This window comes from Algoriphagus terrigena DSM 22685 (assembly GCF_000429445.1).
GTDB classification, from domain to species: domain Bacteria; phylum Bacteroidota; class Bacteroidia; order Cytophagales; family Cyclobacteriaceae; genus Algoriphagus; species Algoriphagus terrigena.
Window position 1 is genome coordinate 45,931 of sequence record NZ_AUBW01000027.1, and the last position, 22,538, is coordinate 68,468.

General features: G+C 44.0%; 18 protein-coding genes and 2 pseudogenes. 12 read left to right on the plus strand and 8 right to left on the minus strand.

The genetic code is table 11. The features are described 5' to 3' along the window. Positions 1–175: 175 nt before the first annotated feature. From G459_RS0121025 to G459_RS0121045, 4 genes are all read right to left on the minus strand, one after another. Positions 176–1,588 carry a TolC family protein gene (locus G459_RS0121025; protein WP_026969393.1) on the minus strand — a complete coding sequence of 471 codons (1,413 nt, stop codon included), beginning with the start codon at positions 1,586–1,588 and terminating at the stop codon, positions 176–178. Positions 1,589–1,787: 199 nt separating this feature from the next. Continuing rightward, entirely contained in the window at positions 1,788–4,958 is a 3,171-nt protein-coding gene (locus tag G459_RS28155) for an efflux RND transporter permease subunit (RefSeq protein WP_035456566.1), read from the minus strand. A 15-nt stretch (positions 4,959–4,973) separates the two neighbouring features. After that, on the minus strand, positions 4,974–6,167 hold the full coding sequence (locus G459_RS0121040; protein WP_245588222.1) for an efflux RND transporter periplasmic adaptor subunit: 1,194 nt from the start codon (positions 6,165–6,167) through the stop codon (positions 4,974–4,976). Between the two features lie 213 nt (positions 6,168–6,380). Continuing rightward, positions 6,381–6,977 carry a TetR/AcrR family transcriptional regulator gene (locus tag G459_RS0121045; RefSeq protein WP_026969395.1) on the minus strand — a complete coding sequence of 199 codons (597 nt, stop codon included), beginning with the start codon at positions 6,975–6,977 and terminating at the stop codon, positions 6,381–6,383. Between the two features lie 308 nt (positions 6,978–7,285). Here G459_RS0121045 and G459_RS0121050 point away from each other — a divergent pair, with 308 nt between their 5' ends. The 8 genes and pseudogenes from G459_RS0121050 (at position 7,286) to G459_RS0121085 (ending at position 13,114) form a co-directional block, all read left to right on the plus strand. Further along, positions 7,286–7,801: a YdeI/OmpD-associated family protein gene (locus G459_RS0121050; protein WP_026969396.1), complete on the plus strand. Its 516-nt coding sequence runs from the start codon at positions 7,286–7,288 to the stop codon at positions 7,799–7,801. 139 nt (positions 7,802–7,940) lie between these two features. Further along, positions 7,941–8,393 (plus strand): VOC family protein, encoded by a 453-nt coding sequence (locus tag G459_RS0121055; RefSeq protein ID WP_026969397.1) that lies wholly within the window; start codon positions 7,941–7,943, stop codon positions 8,391–8,393. Positions 8,394–8,513: 120 nt separating this feature from the next. After that, positions 8,514–9,380 carry a helix-turn-helix domain-containing protein gene (locus G459_RS29180; RefSeq protein ID WP_169725054.1) on the plus strand — a complete coding sequence of 289 codons (867 nt, stop codon included), beginning with the start codon at positions 8,514–8,516 and terminating at the stop codon, positions 9,378–9,380. Positions 9,381–9,525: 145 nt separating this feature from the next. After that, positions 9,526–10,326, plus strand: a complete 801-nt coding sequence (locus G459_RS0121065; RefSeq protein ID WP_026969399.1) for a helix-turn-helix domain-containing protein — start codon at positions 9,526–9,528, stop codon at positions 10,324–10,326. Between the two features lie 136 nt (positions 10,327–10,462). After that, complete coding sequence (locus G459_RS0121070; protein WP_026969400.1) at positions 10,463–11,581, plus strand: epoxide hydrolase family protein; 1,119 nt, start codon at positions 10,463–10,465, stop codon at positions 11,579–11,581. 60 nt (positions 11,582–11,641) lie between these two features. Next, a pseudogene (locus G459_RS28165) lies at positions 11,642–12,196 on the plus strand (dihydrofolate reductase family protein). 32 nt (positions 12,197–12,228) lie between these two features. After that, complete coding sequence (locus G459_RS0121080; protein ID WP_035456568.1) at positions 12,229–12,636, plus strand: VOC family protein; 408 nt, start codon at positions 12,229–12,231, stop codon at positions 12,634–12,636. A 55-nt stretch (positions 12,637–12,691) separates the two neighbouring features. Next, entirely contained in the window at positions 12,692–13,114 is a 423-nt protein-coding gene (locus G459_RS0121085; protein WP_026969402.1) for an SRPBCC family protein, read from the plus strand. A gap of 93 nt (positions 13,115–13,207) precedes the next feature. Here G459_RS0121085 and G459_RS29960 read toward each other — a convergent pair whose 3' ends face one another. Together G459_RS29960 and G459_RS0121095 are read right to left on the minus strand one after the other, a co-directional pair. After that, on the minus strand, positions 13,208–13,435 hold the full coding sequence (locus G459_RS29960; RefSeq protein WP_026969403.1) for a hypothetical protein: 228 nt from the start codon (positions 13,433–13,435) through the stop codon (positions 13,208–13,210). Between the two features lie 410 nt (positions 13,436–13,845). Further along, positions 13,846–14,073, minus strand: coding sequence for a helix-turn-helix transcriptional regulator (locus G459_RS0121095; protein ID WP_026969404.1), 228 nt, complete (start codon positions 14,071–14,073; stop codon positions 13,846–13,848). A gap of 194 nt (positions 14,074–14,267) precedes the next feature. Between G459_RS0121095 and G459_RS0121100 the strand changes: the two genes are divergently transcribed. Continuing rightward, entirely contained in the window at positions 14,268–15,374 is a 1,107-nt protein-coding gene (locus tag G459_RS0121100) for a Fic family protein (protein WP_026969405.1), read from the plus strand. A gap of 591 nt (positions 15,375–15,965) precedes the next feature. Here G459_RS0121100 and G459_RS0121110 read toward each other — a convergent pair. Together G459_RS0121110 and G459_RS0121115 are read right to left on the minus strand one after the other, a co-directional pair. Further along, entirely contained in the window at positions 15,966–16,673 is a 708-nt protein-coding gene (locus tag G459_RS0121110; protein WP_026969406.1) for a hypothetical protein, read from the minus strand. An 85-nt stretch (positions 16,674–16,758) separates the two neighbouring features. After that, positions 16,759–17,052 carry a virulence RhuM family protein gene (locus G459_RS0121115; protein ID WP_026969407.1) on the minus strand — a complete coding sequence of 98 codons (294 nt, stop codon included), beginning with the start codon at positions 17,050–17,052 and terminating at the stop codon, positions 16,759–16,761. A 570-nt stretch (positions 17,053–17,622) separates the two neighbouring features. Here G459_RS0121115 and G459_RS0121125 point away from each other — a divergent pair. The 3 genes and pseudogenes from G459_RS0121125 to G459_RS0121135 form a co-directional block, all read left to right on the plus strand. Next, the gene (locus G459_RS0121125; protein ID WP_026969408.1) at positions 17,623–18,552 is read left to right on the plus strand and encodes a hypothetical protein; all 930 of its coding nucleotides are present in this window, start codon (positions 17,623–17,625) and stop codon (positions 18,550–18,552) included. Positions 18,553–18,818: 266 nt separating this feature from the next. After that, the gene (locus tag G459_RS29190; protein WP_051315354.1) at positions 18,819–21,914 is read left to right on the plus strand and encodes an NACHT domain-containing protein; all 3,096 of its coding nucleotides are present in this window, start codon (positions 18,819–18,821) and stop codon (positions 21,912–21,914) included. 345 nt (positions 21,915–22,259) lie between these two features. Next, positions 22,260–22,538: pseudogene (locus G459_RS0121135) on the plus strand (transposase family protein); the annotation flags it as partial.

The window sequence follows — 22,538 nt, forward strand, 5'->3', positions numbered from 1 at the left end:
CTGAATGAAAATTGGCGACGATAAAAGGGTTTGGAAATGGGTTGGTATAGACCGTCATTGCGCCTGCCCGTGGAGGGAGGGATCAACTGAGCCACGGGCTGGCCTCCCAAGCTAGACAAACAGTGAAGCCCTTCAGGAATCCAATTCCCTGAAGGGCTTCACTTTGTTAGGGAAGCTATTTCCAACCGCCTCCCAAAGCGCGGTAGAGCTCGATGGAGGCATCCAGCTGTGAACGCTTCACAGCAGCCTGGTCGAGTTGGCTTTGGAGGAGATTTCCCTGGGCAGTAATCACTTCCAGGTAGTTGGCTACGCCGTTCTCAAACAGCATATCCGCATCGGAAACGGCAGACTGAAGTGTCTCCGTCCTTCGGTCAATGATGGATTGGCGGGCTTTCAGTTTTTCAGTCTGCACCAGCGCATCCGACACTTCTTTGACTGCGGTCAGGACGGACTGGCGGAACTGGAAAACTGTCTGCTCACGCTCCAGCTTGGCTGTTTCAAAAGCGGTCTTCAGCCTTTTCCTGTTGAGGATGGGCTGCGCTACACTCGCACCCACGATGCCAAATACGGATGCAGGAACATTAAACCAGTTGGTAGCTTCAAAGGCATTGAGCCCGGCGGCCGCAGTGATTCGGAAACTCGGATACATATTGGCTTGGGCCACTCCAACTGCAGCATTTGCTGACTGCAGCCCCAGTTCGGCGGCTTTGACATCCGGCCTTGCCTGTACCAAGTCTACCGGCACTCCGGTAGCGAGCAAGTCAGGAACGGGTACGGTATCCGGTAAGCGGGACCGTTGGATGGCCTTTGGAAAAGCTCCGGTAAGGATACTCAGGGTATTCTCCTCCACTGTGATCTGGGACTCGATCAAGGGGATCAACTGCTCTGCCTGCATCAGCTGGGCAGCGGCTTGCTGCTGTGCCAGTGAGGTGACCAATCCCGATTCAAACTGGAGATCAACAATGAATTTGGTGTTTTCGCTGAGTTTGAAATTACTTGTGGCCACTTCCAGCTGGGAGTCCAGCATCAGCAGGTTATAATAGCTTCTTGCCACCAAGGCGATGATGCCTGTCTGCAGGGCCTTTTGGGCCTCCACGGTCTGAAGGTACTCGGCCAATGCCTGTTTCTTCTGGCTTCTTATCTTTCCCCAGATGTCTGCCTCCCAGGAGACAGCGCCCTGCAAGAGGAAATCTTCCAGATGATTCCGTTCCAGAAAAGTGCTTGTGCTTAATCCGTTTAGGCTGTTGTCCGAGAACCTGCTGGAGACTGCGCCGATCTGAAGGTCAACTTCCGGCACATTTCCCCATTTGGCTTGCTTAAGTTGCCATTGTGCGATTTCGATATTGCTGTGGGCGACAGCAAGGTCGTTGTTTTTCTGAATGGCACTGTCAATCAGTGTTTTCAGATTGGGATCCTGAAAAAACTCTTCCCAGGAAAGGGTGCCTAGGCTGGCTGTATCTGTCGAGGACGGCCCCCGGAATTGCTCTGGGATGGCATCTTCGGGGACTGAAATGTCCTTGGACACCTGGCAGGAAACAGCCACTGCCAGTATCAGTAAGGCGGAGATAAGATTAAAATATGGTTTCATCTGTTCATGTTTTTTAAAGGTCTTCTGGAATCTCCCATGCACCCCGATGATATCGCGGTTTTGCTCCAGATGCTGTATCCGGCATGGTCGGTTTCCAATGACTCTGCTTGGATTTTTTCAGTGAGATAGCCATGACGGCTCAGCCTCCTTTTTGAGGAGTACCGGAACACATCTTGACGGGATTAATCGTTAGGATTGGTTAGTGAACAGCCAGCTCCTCTTCGCGGACTTGCACCGTTGGACTGCTTTTGGAGATTTTTTCGTGCAGGCGCTGAAACACGATGAACAACACCGGGATGATGAACACGCCCAGGATGACACCGGAGAGCATGCCCCCTGCAGCACCGATGCTGATCGAGTGGTTGCCCATCGCAGACGGTCCTTTGGCAAACATCATCGGGATCAGTCCCACCGTGAATGCCAGGGAAGTCATGATGATCGGTCTTAGTCGCAGCCTTGATGCTTCAATTGCAGAAGCCATCAGCGAATTGCCGGCCTTTCTTCGTTGGGAGGCAAACTCCACGATGAGGATCGCATTCTTGGCCAAAAGGCCGATCAGCATCACCAGGGCTACCTGCACGTAGATATTGTTCTCTATTCCGGCAAGCCCGATTGCCATAAATACTCCCAAAATCCCTGTAGGAATCGAAAGTATCACCGCGAAAGGCAGTATATAGCTCTCATACTGTGCCGAAAGGAGGAAATAAATGAATAACAGGGAGAGCAGGAAGATGATGACCGATTGCCCTCCGGACCCCACTTCCTCCTTGGTCATCCCGGTAAACTCAAACCCGTACCCATTCGGCAGGTGAATGGCAGCGACCTCTCTGACGGCCTCCAGTGCATCTCCGGAACTATAACCGGGAGCCGCCATCGCATTGACTCCGATGGAGTTAAAGAGGTTGTATCTGGATACGGTTTCCGGACCATATACCCGGTGTAGGCTGGCCAGCGTGTTGACGGGCACCGCCTCACCCCGGATGTTTTTCACATAGATGCCATCCAGGGAGGATAGATCGGTCCTGGCCGATTGTTCAGCTTGCACCATCACCCGATAGTATTTGCCAAACCGGTTGAAATCAGAAGCCTGAGTACTGCCGAAGTAAGCTTGGATGGTCTGCAGCACATCTTTCACATTGACTTGAAGTTGGGCTGCCTTGATCTCGTCTACGACCAGGTCGTATTGGGGATAGTCGGACCTGAAGGAAGTGAAGGCTATGGCTATTTCCTCCCGCTTCATCAACTCGGAGATAAAGGTACCGCCCACTTCGCTAAACTTTTGCAGGGAACCACCGGTCTTGTCCTGGAGCACGATTTCCAGTCCGTCCACGTTGCTGAATCCCGGCACGGTAGGGAAGGTGAAGACAAAGAAGTTCGCTCCTTTGATTACCGACAGCTTCTCGCTGACCAGTTTCATGATCTCGTTGATATCACTGACGCTGCCCCGCTGCTTGGCCGGCTTGAGCAGGATGAAGGACACGCCGGCAGATGGACTGGCGGACTGGGTAAGGATATTAAATCCGGACATCATGTTGAGCGTACGCTGGAATTCCATGTCACCGAGGATTTCCTCGGCCTCCCGCATCACGGCCTGGGTACGATCCAGCGAAGCTCCGGCCGGGAGCGAAAGCGACACCGCGATGAAGCCCTGATCCTCCGAAGGAATAAATCCCGATGGTGTCCGTTGTACCAGCACCACGGTAGCCAACGTAACCAAAGCCAGTCCGGCAAGACTCCACCATTTTTTCTGCATCATAAACCGGATGCTTCCGGTGTAGTTGGCCGTAAGCTTGTCAAAGCCGGTATTGAATCCCACAAAAAACTTCTCCCTGAAGGATAGGTTTTTGGATCCGGTCTTTGGATCAGCATGCTTGTCTTTCAAAAACAATGCGGCCAGGGCAGGACTCAGAGTCAGTGCATTCAATGCAGAGATCAGGATCGCAATAGCCAACGTGAAGGCGAACTGTCTGTAAAACACACCCGTGGATCCTTCCATAAAGCCTACGGGTAAGAACACGGAGGCCATGACCAGCGTGATCGAAATAATGGCTCCGGTGATTTCCCTCATCGCCGATGTGGTGGCAGCCTTTGGGGGAAGCCGGTCATGCTCCATCTTGGAGTGAACCGCTTCCACGACCACGATTGCATCATCGACTACGATGCCTATCGCCAGTACCAGGGCGAACAGGGTCAGGAGATTGATCGAAAACCCGAACAGCATCATGAAGAAAAATGTGCCCAGGATCGCCACCGGCACCGCAATGGCCGGGATCAGCGTGGATCTGAAATCCTGAAGAAACAGGAAGACCACGATGAACACGAGGATAAACGCCTCGATCAGGGTGGTGACCACCTGGTCTACTGACTGGTCCAGGGAATCCTTGGTATTGTACAGGATGAGATATTCCACCCCCTCGGGGAAGTCCTTTTCCGCTTTCTTCATGAATTCAGCGATCGCAATCTGAATCTCGCTCGCATTGGATCCAGCTATCTGAAATGATGCGATGTTTACACCGGGCTTACTATCCACGCTGGTGAAATTGTCATAGGCATAGGAGCCCAGCTCAATTCTTGCCACATCCTTTAGCCTCAGCAGTGTCCCGTCCTCATTTGCCCGGACCACGATGTTTTCATATTGCTCCGGCTGGTTGAGTTTTCCCTGATACTTGACCACATACTCAAAGGATTCCTGGCTGCTCTGTCCGAGTTTGCCCGGAGCAGCTTCCAGACTTTTGTCCTGGATGGCGGCAACGACCTCTCTGGGAGTAAGGTTGTAGGTGGCCATCTGTGCAGGGTCCATCCATACTCTCATGGAGTAATCTTTGTTGCCGCCGAAGATCATCGATTGACCCACTCCGGGGATACGCTTGATTTCCGGGATGATGTTGATCTGGGAATAGTTTGCGAGAAACGTCTGATCGTAGGTTTCAGGGTCTTCAGAATACAGGGACACCACCATCAACAGGCTGTTTTGCTGCTTGGCCGTGGTGATCCCTGCCTGGACCACTTCCACCGGGAGCTGGCTGGTAGCCTGTGCCACGCGGTTTTGTACATTGACGGCGGCCTGGTCTGGATCTGTGCCCAGTCTGAAGTACACCGTGATGATCAGGGAACCGTCATTGCTGGCCGTAGAACTCATATGGCTCATGTTTTCCACGCCATTGATGGATTCTTCCAGAGACGGAGCGACGGACCGGAGGAGTGTTTCTGCATTGGCCCCCGGATAGAGCGCCACTACCTGTACGGCAGGGGGAGCGATGTCCGGAAACTGTTGCAGCGGCAGCGTGTACATACCGAGCACGCCCAGTATGACCAATAGGATTGAGATAACAGACGCCAGTACCGGCCTGTCTATAAATTTTTGAAACATGTTCTGGGAGGTGGTTTACTTCTTAGTCAAATAATTCTCAGTGGGTTGCGGATCGATGACCGAACCTTCTTGCAGGGTTTCAAAGCCTTTGTATACAATTCGGTCGCCGGGTTTGACGCCCTGACTCACCAGATACTCCTGTCCGCTTCTTCCTATAATCGAGATGGGCTGCTTGGTCACCTGGTTGTCTTTGCCCACGGTGAAGACGAAGACTTTATCCTGAATCTCGACAGTCGCTTCATGCGGAACCAGGATGGCATCTTCATGGGGCAGATTCAGCTGCACCCGTCCGGTATTTCCTGATCTCAGCAGCCCCTTGGAGTTGGGAAATGTGGCCCGGAAGGTAATCGTACCGGTATTTCTGTTGAACTGGCCATCCACCATATCCACTTTTCCCGTCTCAGGATAGGGGTTGTGGTCTGCCAGTAGCATGGAGACCGCGGGGAGGTTTTTGATTTTTTCATCCAGCGTTTCACCTTCAAATTGGTTTTTGAAATTGATAAACGCGGTCTCACCCAGGGCGAAATAAACATGGACTTCATGTACGTCGGAGAGTGTCGTCAGGGGAAGCGGATCGGTAGGGGAGACCAGCGTGCCCTGTTTTTTGGAAAGCCTGCCTACATAGCCACTGACAGAGGCCTGCACCAGCGTGTATCCGAGGTTAATCTTGGCTGTCCCCAACAAGGCCTTTGCCTGTTCCAGATTGGCTGCGGCCATCTGTTTGGCAGCCACAGCTGTCTTGAGCTGGAACTCAGAGACGACCTTGTTTGCAACTAGAGGCGTGTATTTCTCTACTTCCAGTTCCGCCTGGACCAAAGCTGCCTCGGCACCACTGAGATTGGCTTGAGCTTGGTTCAGCGCCTCACGGAAGGGGTTTTCATCTATCTTAAACAAAGGCTGGCCCTTTGAAACATATGAGCCCTCATCCACAAAGATCCTGTCCAGATAGCCGCTGACCTGCGGACGGATCTCCAAGTCTGCGGTGCCCTCTATGGTGGCAGGGTATTCTACCGTGGTGAAGGCGGTGGACTGTTTGATTTCGATGACTGGCAGGGAAGGAGCTGCCGGAGTCGGATTAGTTGAATGGGCAGGGCTGCAGCCTTCAAGGAAAATTAGTCCTGCGACGATATAGATAAGGCTTTTCATGGAGTTGTGTCTGTTTTTGTGGTGAAAAGTTGAGTTGGTTTTGTGGGGTGTGGGATTAAGCATGATACAGTACCGGTTTAACTAGAATAGAAAATCTAACATCGTTAAGTAGATGGCAAGGGGTGTTCTGTTTTTGTGTCCTGGTTTTCATAGGATCAGTTGGTTTTAGGAATGGAGAGAGGATATGGGCTAACAATGTAAAATCGGGTGTCGAAAAGAGCCGGTATTTTACAGTGTTAGATTATTTTATATTGATAGTAAAAAAGGGAAAAAAAATTATCCCTGTTGAATTGCTTTGATTATGCCTCCGATAGCATCGTTGAGAATCTGGTTGTTCATTTTAGTGGAAAGTCCGTCGCCTACAATATTGATGGATACGAGTCCGTGAATGACTGAGAAAAACGTGAAGTACTTCTGTTTACAATCTTCCATCGTATGCTCATATCCTGACATCAATTGGTCAATTACCGGGCAAAAACGCTTGGAAGGCAACTGCGCTTCACCGACCATTGCGATACAGCATGTCATCTCAACCCCAAACATGACCTGATAGATCTCCCGGTTGTTGAGGGCGAAGTCCCAATAGGCCAGCCACATGTCATAGAGCTGCTTCTCCGGTTCTGCATGCTTAGCTTGTTCTTTTTCCAACACCTTATCCAAAGCTTCGAATCCCATCTTGGTCAATTCATTCAAGATGGCGTCCTTATTGTCGAAGTACTCATAGATAATAGGCGCGGTGTACTCGATCCGGTCGGCAATCTTCCGCATACTGAGCCCTTTCCAGCCTTCTTCTTTGACGATTTCAAAGGCAGCGGTGAGGATATTGCTTCTAGTCTCCTCTTTCAGTCTCAATATTCGGTCTTTGCTTCCCATTTTTTTATATGAGTTAAACGGTCTAACAGTGTTAAATGGAATAAGTTCACAATGACTTATCTTTTTTTCAAAATTGCTGAAAAAATTTAGAACGACCGGCTCCTCATTGAATCCAGGGCATACTACTGGCAATCTGCGCTGAATTTTTAACTTGGCGGAGCGGCATAGAAATCCATGAATGAAGAAAACCAGCTTAATTTATTTTGCATTCTGAGTGTCGAAGGTCTGCCAGACACCTGAACCTGAGCACAAAGAATAAGTTTTGAACTTAAGCTCCGTTCCTTTAAAGGATCGCAAGAGAACATAAAATGGATCAGATCAAGACAGATACCTTTTCGGCGGAAATTGATATTATCGGAATAAACCCATTCGTCTCCATACCGGACGTTATACTGCAGCGTATCTTCAGGCAGGCGGAAAAAAACAAAGGTGCGATACCGGTCAGAGGAACGATCAACGGAGATCCGTACCTGCAGACGCTGGTAAAATACAGCGGCCAATGGCGGCTGTATATCAACACCAGTATGCTCGACAACTCGCCCAAAAGAATAGGGGAGGTTGTTGAACTCACCGTAGAATTTGATCCCGTGGAAAGGATCATAGAGCCACACCCAAAGCTTACCCAGGCTTTGAACGGGGACAGAGAGGCAAAAGAAGCATTTGACACACTGACACCTTCTCTACAAAAGGAAATCGTCAGATACATCTCGTTCCTAAAGAGCGAAAAAAGCATCCGGGAGAATATTGAAAAGGCAATAGGGTTTCTGAAGGGCAAAAACAAGTTTGTCGGAAGGGATCCGATAAAGAAAAGTAATCCAACCTAATCATCGGCATAATCCAAAATACCGATCCGAAGTGGGCGTTGATCACTATACTGGATGATAAAAACCAGTAGATCTGCTACTGAATCAATCCTACCAATAAGTACAAAGAGCCACCCGCTCTGTTTAAACTGAGTTGACTATGACAAGAAACGAACTGCCACGGATGCACAACGTGGGCATCGTCGTGGAATCTCTCGACGACGCGATTTCTTTTTTCTCCCTGTTGGGACTAAGACTGGAAGGCAGAATGATGGTAGAAGGTGAATGGGCCGGTCGGGTGACTGGTTTGAGAGATCAGTCTGTGGAGATTGCAATGATGGTCACACCTGACGGGCACAGCCGACTCGAACTTTCGAGATTTTTAGCACCGACACCTGTGGCAGACCACAGGGCAGCGCCTGTCCAGTCTCTTGGCTACCTGCGTATTATGTTCACAGTGGAGAATATCGACGTGCTGGTAGCCCAACTCATCGAGCATGGTGCCCAGCTGGTAGGTGAAGTCGTCCAGTACGAAAACGCCTATCGGCTTTGCTACATCCGTGGTGTCGAGGGGCTTTTGATCGGACTGGCTGAGGAACTCACCGGGAATTAAATTTGGAGATTGGCACCTCTGTGGCATGCGTCGGCGCTATAGATTTCAGGGCACGGGAGCGTGGCCCCGTCAATGCCCGCCAGAAGAAACGAGCAGAAAAATCTGATCAACTTTTGTAAGATGAAGAAAAATAATCTGAAAGCAATCAGCCTATACGAGTACTTGAAGCATCAGAACAATCACAGTCTGGACACTCCGTTTTTTTTGGCAGACAACAACACCTATAAAAATGCCTATGTGAAATTCCCCTTCCGGACATTTACTTACGGCATAGGCATCACATATACCGGCGGCATCGATGACGTAAAAATTGGTAACGTAGATTACAAGGTTCATCCAGGCTGCCTCACTACTATCGGCCCGGGAATCGTGTGCACTTGGAGCAGCAACTATTCCGCTGAGCACGATACGGTCTACTTCACAGAGGAGTTGTTTAATGGATATAGTAGTAGCTTATTCCTTCAATCCCTGGATTTCTTCTCGCATGGAGGACGCCATGTCATCCCGCTTACCGAGGAACAGATTAGAAAAGTGACAGCCCTGATTAGGACGCTAAAGGAGTTGCAGGAAGACAGATCTGTCATACCGGGTATCGTTCATTCTTTGATTATGTTTGCGAACTCCATTCATGCTGGAATGGATGACAAGAACCAGACACAGGCGAACTCCACAAAAGAGCGTATTGCAGCCCAATTCAGAAAATTGGTGGCTGAGCAATACAGAGAGCATAAAGCGGTGGCGTTTTATGCATCGTCGCTGAACATCACCCCTGACTACTTGAGCGAGGTTCTCCAGTGCCAACTGGGCAAAAGTGCCAAGAAATTTATCGATGAGTTTGTGGCGTTCGAGGCCAAGAGCTTATTGAAGCAAACCCCGCTTTCGATTCAGGAAATTTGCTATTTTTTGGGCTATGAGGATGCATCATCCTTCACCAAAATCTTCAAGAAACAAACCGGCACCACTCCTTCCTCATATCGGGTGGCATAAAGAATGGCTACCTGCTCTGCTGCCGTTTTAAAACCGGGGTTCTTACCAGTCCTACCGACTTTTCGCCCAGCGTGGAGTTTTTGAGTTTGCTTCCTTTGTAAGAGATAAAGGAATCAGCGAGGGAAAGGGCTAGTTTTCTAAGAATATGGCATCGTACCAGATACACCAACCGCATCCCGCTTTAAAACACTATGTGAGGTACTACTGGACATTGGATGTTCAGTTGAATGAAGAATCGATGCTGAATCTTCAAGTGATGGCTGATCGATACCCTCGAATCGTGATACAGTGTCTGGAAGGGAAAAATGCGCTCTACAGTCCTGACTATGAAGCGGTCTACGCAGCCAGTTTGAAAGGCATCGCCACAAAACCGGTCTTAGTCCGCATGGAGTCTACGTATTCCCATATTGCGGCCTCTCTCTTTCCCCATAGCATACAGGCACTGTTCGGTATTGATGGCCATGAGACAGCCGATGCCGTACTGGATTTACATCACTTTTGTGATCCCTACACCATCGAGCAAATCATGGAGGCTCGCCATACTCACGTGCGCCTAGCGCTCTTGGAGGCCTACTTGCTCAGGCGACTGAATGTGATAAGAACAGTGGATTGGAGAGTGGTGAATTTTTCGAAGCTATCCACCAATACGCACTACGGTCACCTTCTAAAGTCTTATAGCATAAGCGAGCGCCAGTTTGAACGGAAGTTTTTGCAATCCATTGGATTTACTCCATCGTATTACAAAAGGGTTTTGCGCTTTGAGAAGGCTCTCTTTCGAATCCAGCAGAAGTGCTACAAATCGCTCGCTGACCTAGCTTACGAACTTGGCTATGCGGATCAGTCACACTTTAACAGAGAGTTTAAGCAGTTTTCTGCCATGACGCCACTTACACTGCTCGCACAAAATGAACTTGTAAAAGAAAGCGGATCACTGCTGATCGGCTGAAGATGTCGGATTTGTTCTATACTTCTTTTTCGTATTTGCATTCCTTCGCAAAGAGCTGTCTAAATGGGAAATGCCCAACGAGCTTTAAGACTAACTTTTGAAATTGATAACCATCTATTTATCAACATAAAACACAATGAAAAACGTAAGCGAATTCGAAGTTGCAATTCTCCAATCAGAACTGGACGATCTGAATACCCGCCTGAAAAACACTCGGTGGCCCGGTGAAGCAGAAGGCTCGGACTGGCACTTTGGTACGAGCGAAGAGTACCTCAAAGAGCTGGTGGACTATTGGTTGACAAGCTATGATTGGAGAAAACAGGAAGCGTCACTCAACTCCTACCCCCAGTATATTGCCGAAGTGGATGGAATCAAGATCCATTTTCAATACATAAAAGGTAGCGGAGAAGCCAGTAAGCCGTTGATCCTTACACATGGCTGGCCTGACAGTTACTATCGTTTTCATAAGATCATCCCATTACTGACCGCCGGCGAGCAGAATTTCGATCTGGTGATTCCCTCCATTCCCGGTTTCGGCTTTTCGGAAAGAAAGTCATTGACGACTGAGGCCGTGGCTGACCTCTGGACAAAGCTAATGACAGAAAACCTCGGCTACGCAAAGTTCTATGCAGCCGGTGGCGACATCGGGATGGGCGTCACAAAGGCGCTCGCATCCAAGTATCCGGATGTCGTGGCTGGAGTTCATTTCACTGACCTGGGGTACCCGATGGGCCAAGAGGACCCGGGTACTATGTCTGAAGGCGAAAAACAATTTGCCCAGTTTGTCCAACAGTGGTGGTACAGCGAAGGCGCTTATGCAATGGTGCAGGCAACCAAACCACAGTCGCTAGCCTACGGGCTGAATGAGTCCCCTGTTGGCCTGGCCGCTTGGATTCTAAGTTTCGGATCATCCGGTGCCAGTCCGGACACTCTTGAATCAGCTTTCGGCGGAAGAGATGAGATGCTGACAAACATACTGATTTACTGGTTTACACAAACCATCGCCACCTCCATGAGAATGTACAAGGAAGACGCTGTGGCACACTGGGGCGGTGCTCAGCCACTGAAGAAAACAAATGTGCCTGCAGGCGTGGCCGTGTTCCCCAGAGAGGCCCAATTTCCGAAAGAATGGGCTGAGAGATTTGTGAACGTCGTCAGCTACACCAAAATGGAAGAGGGCGGTCACTTTGCGGCACTCGAGGTGCCAGAGCTATTTGCTGAAGAATTGAGAAGATTCTTTTTCGGCTTGGGCTGATCCTCTCACATCCGGGCTCTCTCTTTCCCTGAAGAGCAGGGGGCGATTTAAGTGGAAACCATGAGAAAAATAGTATTAGTCATCCATACCTCAGTTGACGGATTCGTGGCGGACGAAAACGGCAGACTTAACCACCTCGTCCAAAGTCCCGAGAATCTGGATTTTGTGTGCGGCCTAACAGAGGATGCTGACGCTGTTTTAGCCGGCCGCATCTACTTTGAGTCCTTGGACAGCTATTGGCCCGATGTTTATAGAAACCCGAATGCCACTGTCAGCGAAGTAAGGTATTCCAATTGGTACAACGGTGCAGAAAAAATAGTGCTGTCAAGGTCCCTGAGTCAAAACGAAAAGAGTGGTATTACGGTGCTATCAGAGGATATAGAAATGAACCTTTTACACCTTAAAAACAAAAAAGGCAAAGACATTCTCTTGTTTGGCAGTCAGTCAGTCTAACGGGAGTTGGCAAAGTCCAATCTCATCGATGAGTATTGGATCATCATGTATCCAGTCCTTTTGGGAAAGGGAGGGCCCATTTTTAATGGCAGCGAAAGTGTCAGAAAAATGCACCTCCTGAGCTCATCGAATCAATCAAAAGGCGAAATGGCTATAAATTAAAAAGTGGAACTAAGTAACAGACTTTGAGCAAGATGACCCAGAAATCAAAGAAAAACTATCCCATTGGCAGTATAGTGTCAGCTGATTTGACAGTGCCTCACGCTACAGAGCTGAGAGATTTCTATGCTCAGGTAATTGGATGGGAGCCGGAAGGATTAAGAATGGGGAGCGACCCGGACTACATGGACTATGTCATGAAAGACGCCGAGGGTAATTGGGCGGGGGGACTTTGCCACGCAAGAGGAGTAAACTCGGACATCCCTCCCCAGTGGATGGTGTACATCCAGGTCAAAGACATAGGAGAGAGTGTGGAGAAATGTAAAAACCTCGGCGGGAAAGTCATCAAAGAATCATTTGACAAGAGCGGCAACTACCTCTATGCAATGCTGGAAGACCCTATGGGTGCGGTCTTGGCAGTCACCCATGTAGCCGCTACGTAGAACCCTTTAGCGGGTATTGCAGAACTTGACACCTTGAACAATTATAACTTGAACTATGACTGAAAAATTGAGCGTAGAAGACAGAATTGAGATCAATGCTTCGAAGGAAAAAGTATGGGAGGTCTTGACAAATCCAGATCTCATCAAGCAGTGGGACGACATTCCGGAAAATTATCCGGGCGGGCATTTGGAGCTTGGGAGCACCATTGAATGGGAAGGCTATTCTAGATTGACTGTCACACAGTTTGATCGTCATAATTTCCTTAGCCTTGCTATGTATTTGCCTCAAGTTGACTTGCCGGCAGGTGCATACGACGTAAGGTATAACTACACCTTGACAGAAAAAGATGGTAAGACAAGCCTGAGTATAGCGATCGGTGATTTTTCACAGCTTCCCAAGGCAAATGACTATTACGACGCTACTTTGGAATGGGTGCAGACAGCAGGGCAGAAAATAAAAGAACTTGCCGAGAAATAGAAACCGCACTCTGGAAACTTCCGTCTTTTTCCTTTCCAAAAACACCGGATTCAAAAGCTGATCTCATGGATAGAGTCACCTCCTGATAGTCGGCTAGGCCGCAAGGTTTGCCCGTCTCCCGGTGTCAAGGGTCTCGTGGTCGTAGTCATCGAGCAGTTCCAGGCCTTTGGCAAAATGGTTGAGCCAATCCAGATTTTGGTCTTTGGCTTTTTGCTCGATCCCCCTGCCCAAGATCCTGATCCCGTCCTTTAGGGGTTGGAATTCCTGTTGCTTCTGCTCCGGCCTTTTTCGGTGGTATCCTTGGAGGAGATAGTCTTTCAATCGCCGGGAGGCCCAGATTCGGAATTGTGCGCCCTGTTGGGATTTGACATGTTAGCCAACAGAGATGAGCCTGAAAATGAACACAGTTTGTTACGTGACTCCCAGAGAACTGATTTCAACATGTACCCAATAATCTTAAATAGCTAAAAAGCAAAAACCCTGTAAAACAGCTATTTACAGGGTTTTACTTGTATTTATTTACAGTAAAATATAACTATTTTAATGTGTTATTTTCCGATGCAGAAAGTGTAATTAGTTGTAAATAAGATAAATGGAAAAAATCGGTACAAATATGGTACAAAAGTGAGTTGGACTTTTTTTTCGCGGTTAAAAATCAGGGTTTTTTTGGTCTTTTCAAATACTTGGCGTTAGGCCTAATTCTGGTCTTTCTACAACAAAAAACTGCCAATTCACAGGGGTATTTTACTAAACCTATTTGGATCTCTTGCATCAATGGGAGCCAATACATGACCAAACATGCTCAATACATGATTTACCTTGGATAGGTTAAGATTTTCCTTTCCCTGTTCGATTTTCCGGATTACGGTAAGTGCGACCCCGGCTTTGTCGGCAAATTCTTCCTGAGTCATCCCCAATTGCTTCCTTCTGGTTTTAACAAATTCGGCTAGCTGATTCATTCTATTGTATTTGCATATAAATGTAGAAAAAAGAGTTGGTTTATATGCTTTTGCGTATAAAAATTAGGTTTTCTTGATCTTTAGATGCTTTTAGATATAAATTTTAGCCAAATCTTTTACTGTGAGGGATAGAAGGTCATTCTATAACTCATTTATTTCGTATTATTGAGCTATAGAAATAATTTCAATAGCTCATGAAATGGATTTGGGAGAGAGCGGATTGGCCAAACTTCACATTTGACCCGGCGGCATTTGTTCAATTAGAACGCGAATTTCATCGTAATACGGGTTTGATTTTAGGTTCACTTAGTTCGGTGTCGTCTGAGGATGCGGATGAACTAAAGGTAAGTCTTTTGAGCAGCGAAGCGTTGGATACCTCGAAAATTGAAGGGGAGATATTGGACAGAGATTCTGTTCAATCCTCCATCCGTGGTCAGTTGGGATTGCAGACTGATGGAAGAAGGCCTGGTCCCAAAGAAACGGGTGTTTCCCGAATGATGGTGGATCTCTACAGGAGTTACCATGAGCCTCTTGACCAAGAGCGCCTATTCTCCTGGCATCAAATGATGATGAACGGAAGGATTGATTTGGAAATTGTCGGAGGTTATCGAGTTCATGTAGATCCGATGCAGATTGTATCGGGGAGGTTAGATTCGCCTCAAGTTTTCTATGAGGCTCCGCCTTCTCATAGGGTGCCAAAAGAGATGGAAAATTATCTTATTTGGTTCAATCGAGCTTTCAGCGAAGGAATGCCCACATTGGTTCATGCCGGATTGGCGCACCTGTATTTTGAATTAATTCACCCTTTTGAAGATGGAAATGGTCGAATCGGACGAGCCATTGCAGAAAAAGCCTTGGCTATGGGAGCCAAACACCCCTTGATTACCTCACTTTCCAGTACCATAGAGCGAAATAAAAAAGCGTATTATCAGGCATTAGAGCGTGCCAATGGCTCTTTGGAGGTGACAGATTGGTTGGTGTATTTTTCTGAAGAGGTATTGAAAGCCCAAATCAATGTGCAGAAATTGATTCTATTTATTGTTGAAAAGGCTCGCTACTTTGAAGAATTCCGGACTAAGCTGAATGAGCGTCAGTCCAAAGTCGCGCTGCGGTTGTTTCGTGAAGGACCAGAAGGTTTCAAAGGTGGACTGAGTGCTGAGAATTACATTCGTATCAGTAAAACTTCTCCCGCTACTGCCACCAGAGATCTAGCGGAAATGGTAGCCCTTGGGGCCCTAAAAAAGACTGGAAAACTTAGACATACGCGCTACTATCTCCCGATGGTGGAAATCTCACATTGAGATTTTTTCATTTAGGGTGACCATTCGTTGACCTTTTTGCTGAACTACCAAGGATTTCTTGACAGTTGCCGCTTTACCCAGTTCCCTTTCTTTATAGTAAGCTGATGTTTTGCTTGGTTTGATTGAAAAAGTTTGCCCTTTTATCCTGCGAAAGCCACACCGTTTCCAAATCAAACTTTACCTTGATTTAGGTCTGGCCATCACTACCCTGATATATTTCGATCTGTTTGTTCATTTCCTGCTTCGCTTATCTTAATATATTCGACTCTTGGTCAAAAATAAAACGGAGTCTACTTTCTTGCGATACTTTCCAAAGGCTGATTTTTGAAGTACTGGCTTATTAAGTTCTTGAACTGGAAAAATGTACAATTCTGCTGGATTTGAAGCTTTTTTGAAAAACGAAAGTAACATTCTTTCGTTATGTTTTATTCTTTTTAAGATTATACGCTTCTTGCCAGTAGATCAAAATGGCCTTGAATTCCTACTCTCCCATAAAAAATGAAACGGACACCTAGCGAAACTTGGTGAGCGAAGTCTAGGTGAAGCGTATGAAATTTGGCAAATGGAAAAGTCTCGGATATCCATATTTTTTTATTTGGCTTTTACTAACGTGCCCATGACATTGAAAATTTCCTTTCCCTCTTCAGTGGAGCCAACACTGGGAGCCAAAAAATGTAAAATTCCATCTGCATTTTCAATCTTAGCTACCCGATACATTTGAAACATTAGTCTAATAACGGTAGGTCTCTCTTTCCCAGGTAATAAAATGGTTCGTTCATGAAGATTGTAAATTTCGTCAAAATCTCCACCAAAATTACCGTTTTGCGACCAATAAATTGAATTGTCTTCTATCATTAGCTTGAGCATTTGCTCATCCTCTTTATTTTCGATGAAAGCTTTGTAGACCTTCCAAAACTCTCTTTGGGAATCCCTAGGGAAGTGCTTTACTTCTTCGGTCAGCCTTTCTAAACCTTTAATCTTTAAAGTTTCCGATGGTTGAATGACAATTTCTTCAATGTTTTCTTCCTCCAGAAAGTAATCTTCAATTTCTTTACTTTCTGTATTGAGTTCACTTTTGTTTCCATGTACTTCATCCCAATCGGGCGCAACTTCTCTAATTACGGCAATTGCCACAACTAGACACATTATTGTCCCTACTGTAATAATAATGTAAATAATCAATTTTTTCTTGCCCTTTGATTTCCACCTATCATTGATCCATTTGTATAATATTCTAATAAGAACAACAACCCCCAAAAGCAAAGCAGATCCCAAGAAACCTTCAACAAATATCTCCATTAATAAATGATGTAAATTTTAACTGTGCCAATCTAAATTTAAAAAATTAATTCCTAAAATTTTATCTTATTTGGTTTGATTTGACTCAATAACCAACTGAAATGATTACGTCTAGATTGTAGTGCTTAATTACTTTTTCCTGAGTTTTCCCCGCTATGGCCCCATGTGGAGTGGTATGTCGGAATTCCCGACATACCACTGGCTCTTCCAATTCCCCTTCCTTAAAAACATTTCGGATATGCTCAGTGATCGTACTTCTTCCCTTGCCAAAAAGCTCTGCAATTTGTTCTTGAGATAACCACACCGTTTCCTGCTCAAACTTTACCTCGATTTGGGTCTGGCCGTCACTTCCCTGATATATTTCGATCTGGTTGTTCATTTTTTACTTAAAATCTTGTTCATTTTTCCTTTTTCTGGCCTCTTCCAGTACCTCGGCCATTGTTTTGGTCGATAGGCCACTTTCCTCGCCTTTTATCAATTCATTTCTGAGCCAGGTATTTTTCTCATAATCCGCAACTAGGTCCTTTTCAGATTTGATGATGGCACAAATTCGTAGTTAATATTCACTTCTCCATAAGAAATCGTTGAAAGACTTGAATGTCAAATTTGCCACAAACTGTGGCAAATTTGAAAAGAACAACTATTAAATCATTGATCTGAAGCGTACGAAAGGTTTCTCTGACCGGATTCGGCATCCATCCCCACAAGCCCGGAGTTATAGACGTTTAAATCCTTACCCGTTTCAGTTTTGAACAATCTCCTTGAAATCATAAGCCCGATTTCCAATAAAACGTCTAGAGTGTGCTAAACAGTTTGGACGAAATTATTAATTTGGTCTCAGGACAAGGCAGAAGTCCTTCTAACACACGAGAAATAGAGGTAATTCGGGCGACAGTGGACTCTCGTAACAACAGATGTTGAAATTATCTCCAAAAAACTAGAACAACTGATGATATTCAAAGATAGACTTGACGAAAAAAGGAAACTAATAAGACCTGAAATTGACAGACTTATAGACATTGCTTGGGAAAAGCAAGCCCATAAAGGTGATTTGCTTCTATTCCACGTTAATGGGTTTTACCAAGAAGATATGCTAATATGGAATGAAAGTCATCCAGAAAGTAAGCTCAATCCTCACGTAATTGGTCCAGGTGCCGAAGGACACTCGGAACAATCTCATTATTCATTTATTCATAAATATAGAACGACAAATATTTCGAATTTGACTTATCCCGAGTACTTAAAACTCCACGATTGGACACAAGAAAGAAACAAAGAAATTGAAGAGCTTGTAGACATTGAAGAAACATCAATACAACTTGAAATGCTTATTTATCTCAAATTTTGGGAAGCTGATATGATTATTAAGAAACTATATCAGTTTGCAAGGGCGTTGAACGGTGAATTTTATGATTGGTATTTCAAAGTTTCTGAATCTAATCGCGACAGAACAAGCACTGGAACACGACAAGACATCATTAGGAAAAAAATTAGAGATAGAGTAGAGCCACATTCAGAAACATTGTATAGAATCATAAAGGACACTTATAAGACGCAAATCCGTAATTCAATTGCTCATTCAAATTATTCTTTCCTTGGTAGACACATTCATCCAAACAACAGTATAAAGGACGATCCAAACGCAAGTATCAAAGCATTAAGTTTTGACGATTGGATTGATATGTTCCATAATACACTTTCATTGCACAATGAATATTTAAGAATGGACACATTAATCAATGAACGGTATGTTGAAATAGCAAGCAAAAACGATAATTTGATGGAAATCCTTGTGACGGAAAAGGATGGAAAACAATACCCACTTTACTTAGAATATAGACCTGAATGGAATGATTGGAATTACAAACAGAACCACTAAAATGGATACTATCAACTACCTCTACCAAAAAATGACAGTTCTGTGGTCAAGTCAAGCTTCTTTAAAGTTCGAGCTTATTTGACAGTTTTCTGGTTAGAAATCGTCTACCTTCTTGCCGCAGTAAGACGTAGTTGTTAGAATAATGAGAGAGTTCGAATTAAAGCCTGACAAGAAGAGAACAAGTGTATGCACTTTTAATAAAAAAATCAAGAATAAGACGAGAGCGTTTCTTATTCTAGTTAATAATCATCAAAATATTCTATAGAATGAGACTTAGAAACATTGAAGTATTAGAAAAAGACTCAAATAAAAAGGGAGATCTTTTTGGAAGGTTGATGTCAGACCTCTTTCACACTTTGGGCTATGATGAACCAAGACTTAATATACATAAGTCAGGTAGAGAAATAGACTTGAATTCTTACCATAGGACGGAACCCAAGATTGCCATCGCAGAATGTAAAGCACATGCTGAGCCAATTGGAGGAGCAGATATTAATAAATTTGTAGGCGTTGTTGATGCAGAGAAAAGAAAGATAAAAAAAGAAAAGATTGCAAAAGGATTTAGCGTTGTTGGATATTTCATTTCCTTGTCTGGTTTTAAAGAAACAGCAATCGAGCAAGAAAAGGAATTTAATAACGGAAGAGTTATTTTAATAAAGCCAGATAAAATTGTAGAAGAATTAATTCGTGGGAGAGTTTTAGTTTCAAAAGAAAAAGCAATTTCAGCTCTAGCCTCTGCGATTTCGGGGCTTACTTTGCTTGATTATTCAGATTTATTAGCTTACGACAAGGGTTGGGTTTGGGCTTTTTATTATTCAGAAACTAATGGTCAAAAACCATCTCATTTTGCTTTAGTTCATGCTGAAGGAAAACCTCTTATCAAAGACTTAGCGGAGGGGATAATCAATATTGATTCTAACATAAAAAAAATATTTAGTGGACTTACTTTACTAAACAATGACAAATCGACAGATAATGCGAAACAAAAATTAATAGAAACAGTAAATAGATATTACAAGTATCTAGAAAGTGAATTAGGTGAAATTCATTTTGAGGGATTGCCTACTGATAAAGAAGCAGGTTCAGTTAAAGTTAAGCTAGAAAACATTTTTGTCCCACTGCACCTTAGTTCAAGCCAAAAACGAAGAAAAAAGGATGAATTTGATATTGACGAAAGTACAAGAGAGAGTATAGGAGAGATATTAAATAATAAATCAAGACTCGCGATACTTGCAAAACCAGGAGGGGGAAAATCAACACTAATTAAGCGAATTGCTATTGCCTATGCATTTCCAGAAAGGAGAAAGCAAATTAATGATAGCCTTCCAGATAAAGATTGGTTTCCTATATTTTTGCGATGCAGGGAACTTGGAGATAAAGTAACTTTGAGTATTACAGATATTATAAATGGTATTCCAAATAGAGCCGAGATACCTTCCTGTGCAATTGATTTTTCCATTTTGGTTTCAAATGCCTTACAAAATGGAAATGCTTTATTACTCATAGACGGATTAGATGAAATTGCAGAAGACAAAAATAGAATTGCCTTTGTGAACCAACTCAGGACATTTATAGCAACTTATCCGACAATCAATATCATAGTGACATCAAGAGAAGCAGGGTTCAGAGTAGTTGCCGGTTCGCTGGCTACATATTGCGAAAACTATACAGTTTCAAATTTACTTTCGACAGATATAGAGGAACTTTGTTTAAAATGGCACATAGCAATTATTGACGAATCCGAAAGCACAATTAGGGAGGCAAATAAATTAAGTCAATTAATCTTAAAAGATAATAGGATAAAAGTATTAGCAGAAAATCCATTGCTTTTGACAACGCTTCTTTTTGTAAAAAGGTGGGCGGGTTACCTGCCAACAAAGAGAAGCGTGTTGTATCAGGAAATGATTAAACTTCTTTTAGTAACATGGAATGTCGAAGGTCATGAAATTCTTGATATTGAAGAAGCAGAACCTCAACTTGCCTTTGTTGCCTACTGGATGACAAAAAACGGGCAACAAACAATTACTGCAGATGAATTAAACAGTTGCTTAATTGATGCACGAAAGCAAATGCCCGAGATACTGGGTTATACAAAGATTAACCCTTCAGAATTTATTAAGAGAGTGGAATCGAGAAGTAGTTTACTAATCATGGCTGGGCATAAAAGACTTGATTCTGGAATATTGTCTGCTGTTTATGAGTTTTTACACTTAAGTTTCCAAGAGTACCTAACAGCTAAAGCTATTGTAAAGAAATACATTCCAGTGACGGACATTAAAAGTGAAGTTGTAGATATAATAAAGGCGAATGTAAACAACGAAAACTGGAAGGAAGTAATTCCACTGGCAGCGGTTTTATTAGAAAGAGATACTAAGGATTTAATAGAATTTTTGATTTCAGAATCCAAAGTGGTAGCATTAAAAGAAAAGAAGGAGCGAAAACCGGAAGATAAATTAGCTCCGTCTCTATTGGGAAGTTGTCTTGCTAATGAAATACAAATCAATCCGGAGTTGTTAGGTACAGCGATTGAATGGTATGCTAAAAATACTTACTCTATCCGTGACCGAGGGAATACTGAAATTATTCTCAAAAACAAATTTGGAACAATATTTAGAGAAAGAGTAAAGGAATGTTTTTTTGAAAAATATGACGATAAATATTCTTCTCCAATTGGTTCAACTTTGGCAGATATTTTTCTAAATGATTTAAGAAATCCAGAAAATAAAAATACAATTCCCAATGAAATCTTATTGGGTTTACAGAGTTCATCAAAAGAGGACAAATGTACTGCTATTTTAGGTATGATGGGATTCGCTTTTGGAATTTCCCGACCTCGTACAAAAAGCATTACTTCTATTTCACAATCAGAAGAAATATTCTCTATCTTGTTAAATTTACTTAAAACAAATGATCTACATTATCACTTTTCAGTTTGCTGGTGTTTGGCTTGGGCAGGAGAGGCAACCATATTTCCCGAAAGTTTACGAGTATCTTTTGTAGCCCATTTGACAAAATCATGGGTTATGTCGATGGACTTTAATTTACATCGAGTTACTTCTTGGGCATTGTGTAAAATACTCACACCAAGAATATCAAAAAGTGAAATTTCAAAAATCCCAAAATTAAAAGCTTCAATTAATGAAAATTTTTCAAAACCAATTAATGAGTTTGATAAATTACTGTCAATTTATTTAGGGTCATTAATAGGTATAAATTTTGATAAAAAGGAAGTAACAGAAATATTTAAACGTCAAATAAAAATTGGAGGTGAGAGACTAGATTATCCTAACACTTTTTCATTGTTCGCAAAAGCGTTAGATATTAGTTTGAAAGATGTGAATCAAATACAAATAGAACTATAAAGACGACACGATAAACTAGTTTTACTATCATAAAGACAAATATCCATACCACTCATGTGAACACTTGACACAACGCCATTATTCCGATGTATTGCTGCTATCAAACATTTGTACAAGGTTTAGCTTTGGAAATTCTATAATTCTTTTTTTCTGAAAGATTCATCTACATCGCCAGGTGTAGAACCATTATAGAGCATTTTGTAGACTATAATATATAAGCATGTTTTGTTTGCTTTAGTTAATAAAGTCTTTAGTAAACTATTAAGTGTTATATCGTAGGAAAAGATATTCTGGAATTTTCTGGCCCCTCAAACGCCTGAAAAAAATGGTTCTACCACGAATTTAATGGAAATGGTATCTTTAGGCAAAAAGATGTTCACAGAGAATTTTTTCACAAAGCTGCTTGATCTGGAAGACGGTTGGATAGTTGAATCTGTAGATTCGGATTTAACAAAGGAGGAGATCTACATACAGGTTGTTTGTGTGTTGGATCAATTGGAAGACGCTGGATCCGGAGAGTTCTGCAAGGTTTATGATTATGCGCCGGAGCGTTCTTGGAGGCATTTGGACACGATGCAATATAGGACTTACATCAAGTGTCGGCTCCCTCGAATCAAAGCCTCC

Coding starts and splice junctions, on each gene's coding strand:
- G459_RS28155 (WP_035456566.1), bottom strand. CDS start 4,958: ATGTTTCAAAAATTTATAGACAGGCCGGTACTGGCGTCTGTTATCTCA.
- G459_RS0121055 (WP_026969397.1), top strand. CDS start 7,941: ATGACAAGAAACGAACTGCCACGGATGCACAACGTGGGCATCGTCGTG.
- G459_RS0121025 (WP_026969393.1), bottom strand. CDS start 1,588: ATGAAACCATATTTTAATCTTATCTCCGCCTTACTGATACTGGCAGTG.
- G459_RS29190 (WP_051315354.1), top strand. CDS start 18,819: ATGAGACTTAGAAACATTGAAGTATTAGAAAAAGACTCAAATAAAAAG.
- G459_RS0121045 (WP_026969395.1), bottom strand. CDS start 6,977: ATGGGAAGCAAAGACCGAATATTGAGACTGAAAGAGGAGACTAGAAGC.
- G459_RS0121080 (WP_035456568.1), top strand. CDS start 12,229: ATGACCCAGAAATCAAAGAAAAACTATCCCATTGGCAGTATAGTGTCA.
- G459_RS0121070 (WP_026969400.1), top strand. CDS start 10,463: ATGAAAAACGTAAGCGAATTCGAAGTTGCAATTCTCCAATCAGAACTG.
- G459_RS0121095 (WP_026969404.1), bottom strand. CDS start 14,073: ATGAATCAGCTAGCCGAATTTGTTAAAACCAGAAGGAAGCAATTGGGG.
- G459_RS0121040 (WP_245588222.1), bottom strand. CDS start 6,167: ATGCTTAATCCCACACCCCACAAAACCAACTCAACTTTTCACCACAAA.
- G459_RS0121125 (WP_026969408.1), top strand. CDS start 17,623: ATGATATTCAAAGATAGACTTGACGAAAAAAGGAAACTAATAAGACCT.
- G459_RS0121050 (WP_026969396.1), top strand. CDS start 7,286: ATGGATCAGATCAAGACAGATACCTTTTCGGCGGAAATTGATATTATC.
- G459_RS0121115 (WP_026969407.1), bottom strand. CDS start 17,052: ATGAACAACCAGATCGAAATATATCAGGGAAGTGACGGCCAGACCCAA.
- G459_RS0121065 (WP_026969399.1), top strand. CDS start 9,526: ATGGCATCGTACCAGATACACCAACCGCATCCCGCTTTAAAACACTAT.
- G459_RS29180 (WP_169725054.1), top strand. CDS start 8,514: ATGAAGAAAAATAATCTGAAAGCAATCAGCCTATACGAGTACTTGAAG.
- G459_RS0121110 (WP_026969406.1), bottom strand. CDS start 16,673: ATGGAGATATTTGTTGAAGGTTTCTTGGGATCTGCTTTGCTTTTGGGG.
- G459_RS0121100 (WP_026969405.1), top strand. CDS start 14,268: ATGAAATGGATTTGGGAGAGAGCGGATTGGCCAAACTTCACATTTGAC.
- G459_RS0121085 (WP_026969402.1), top strand. CDS start 12,692: ATGACTGAAAAATTGAGCGTAGAAGACAGAATTGAGATCAATGCTTCG.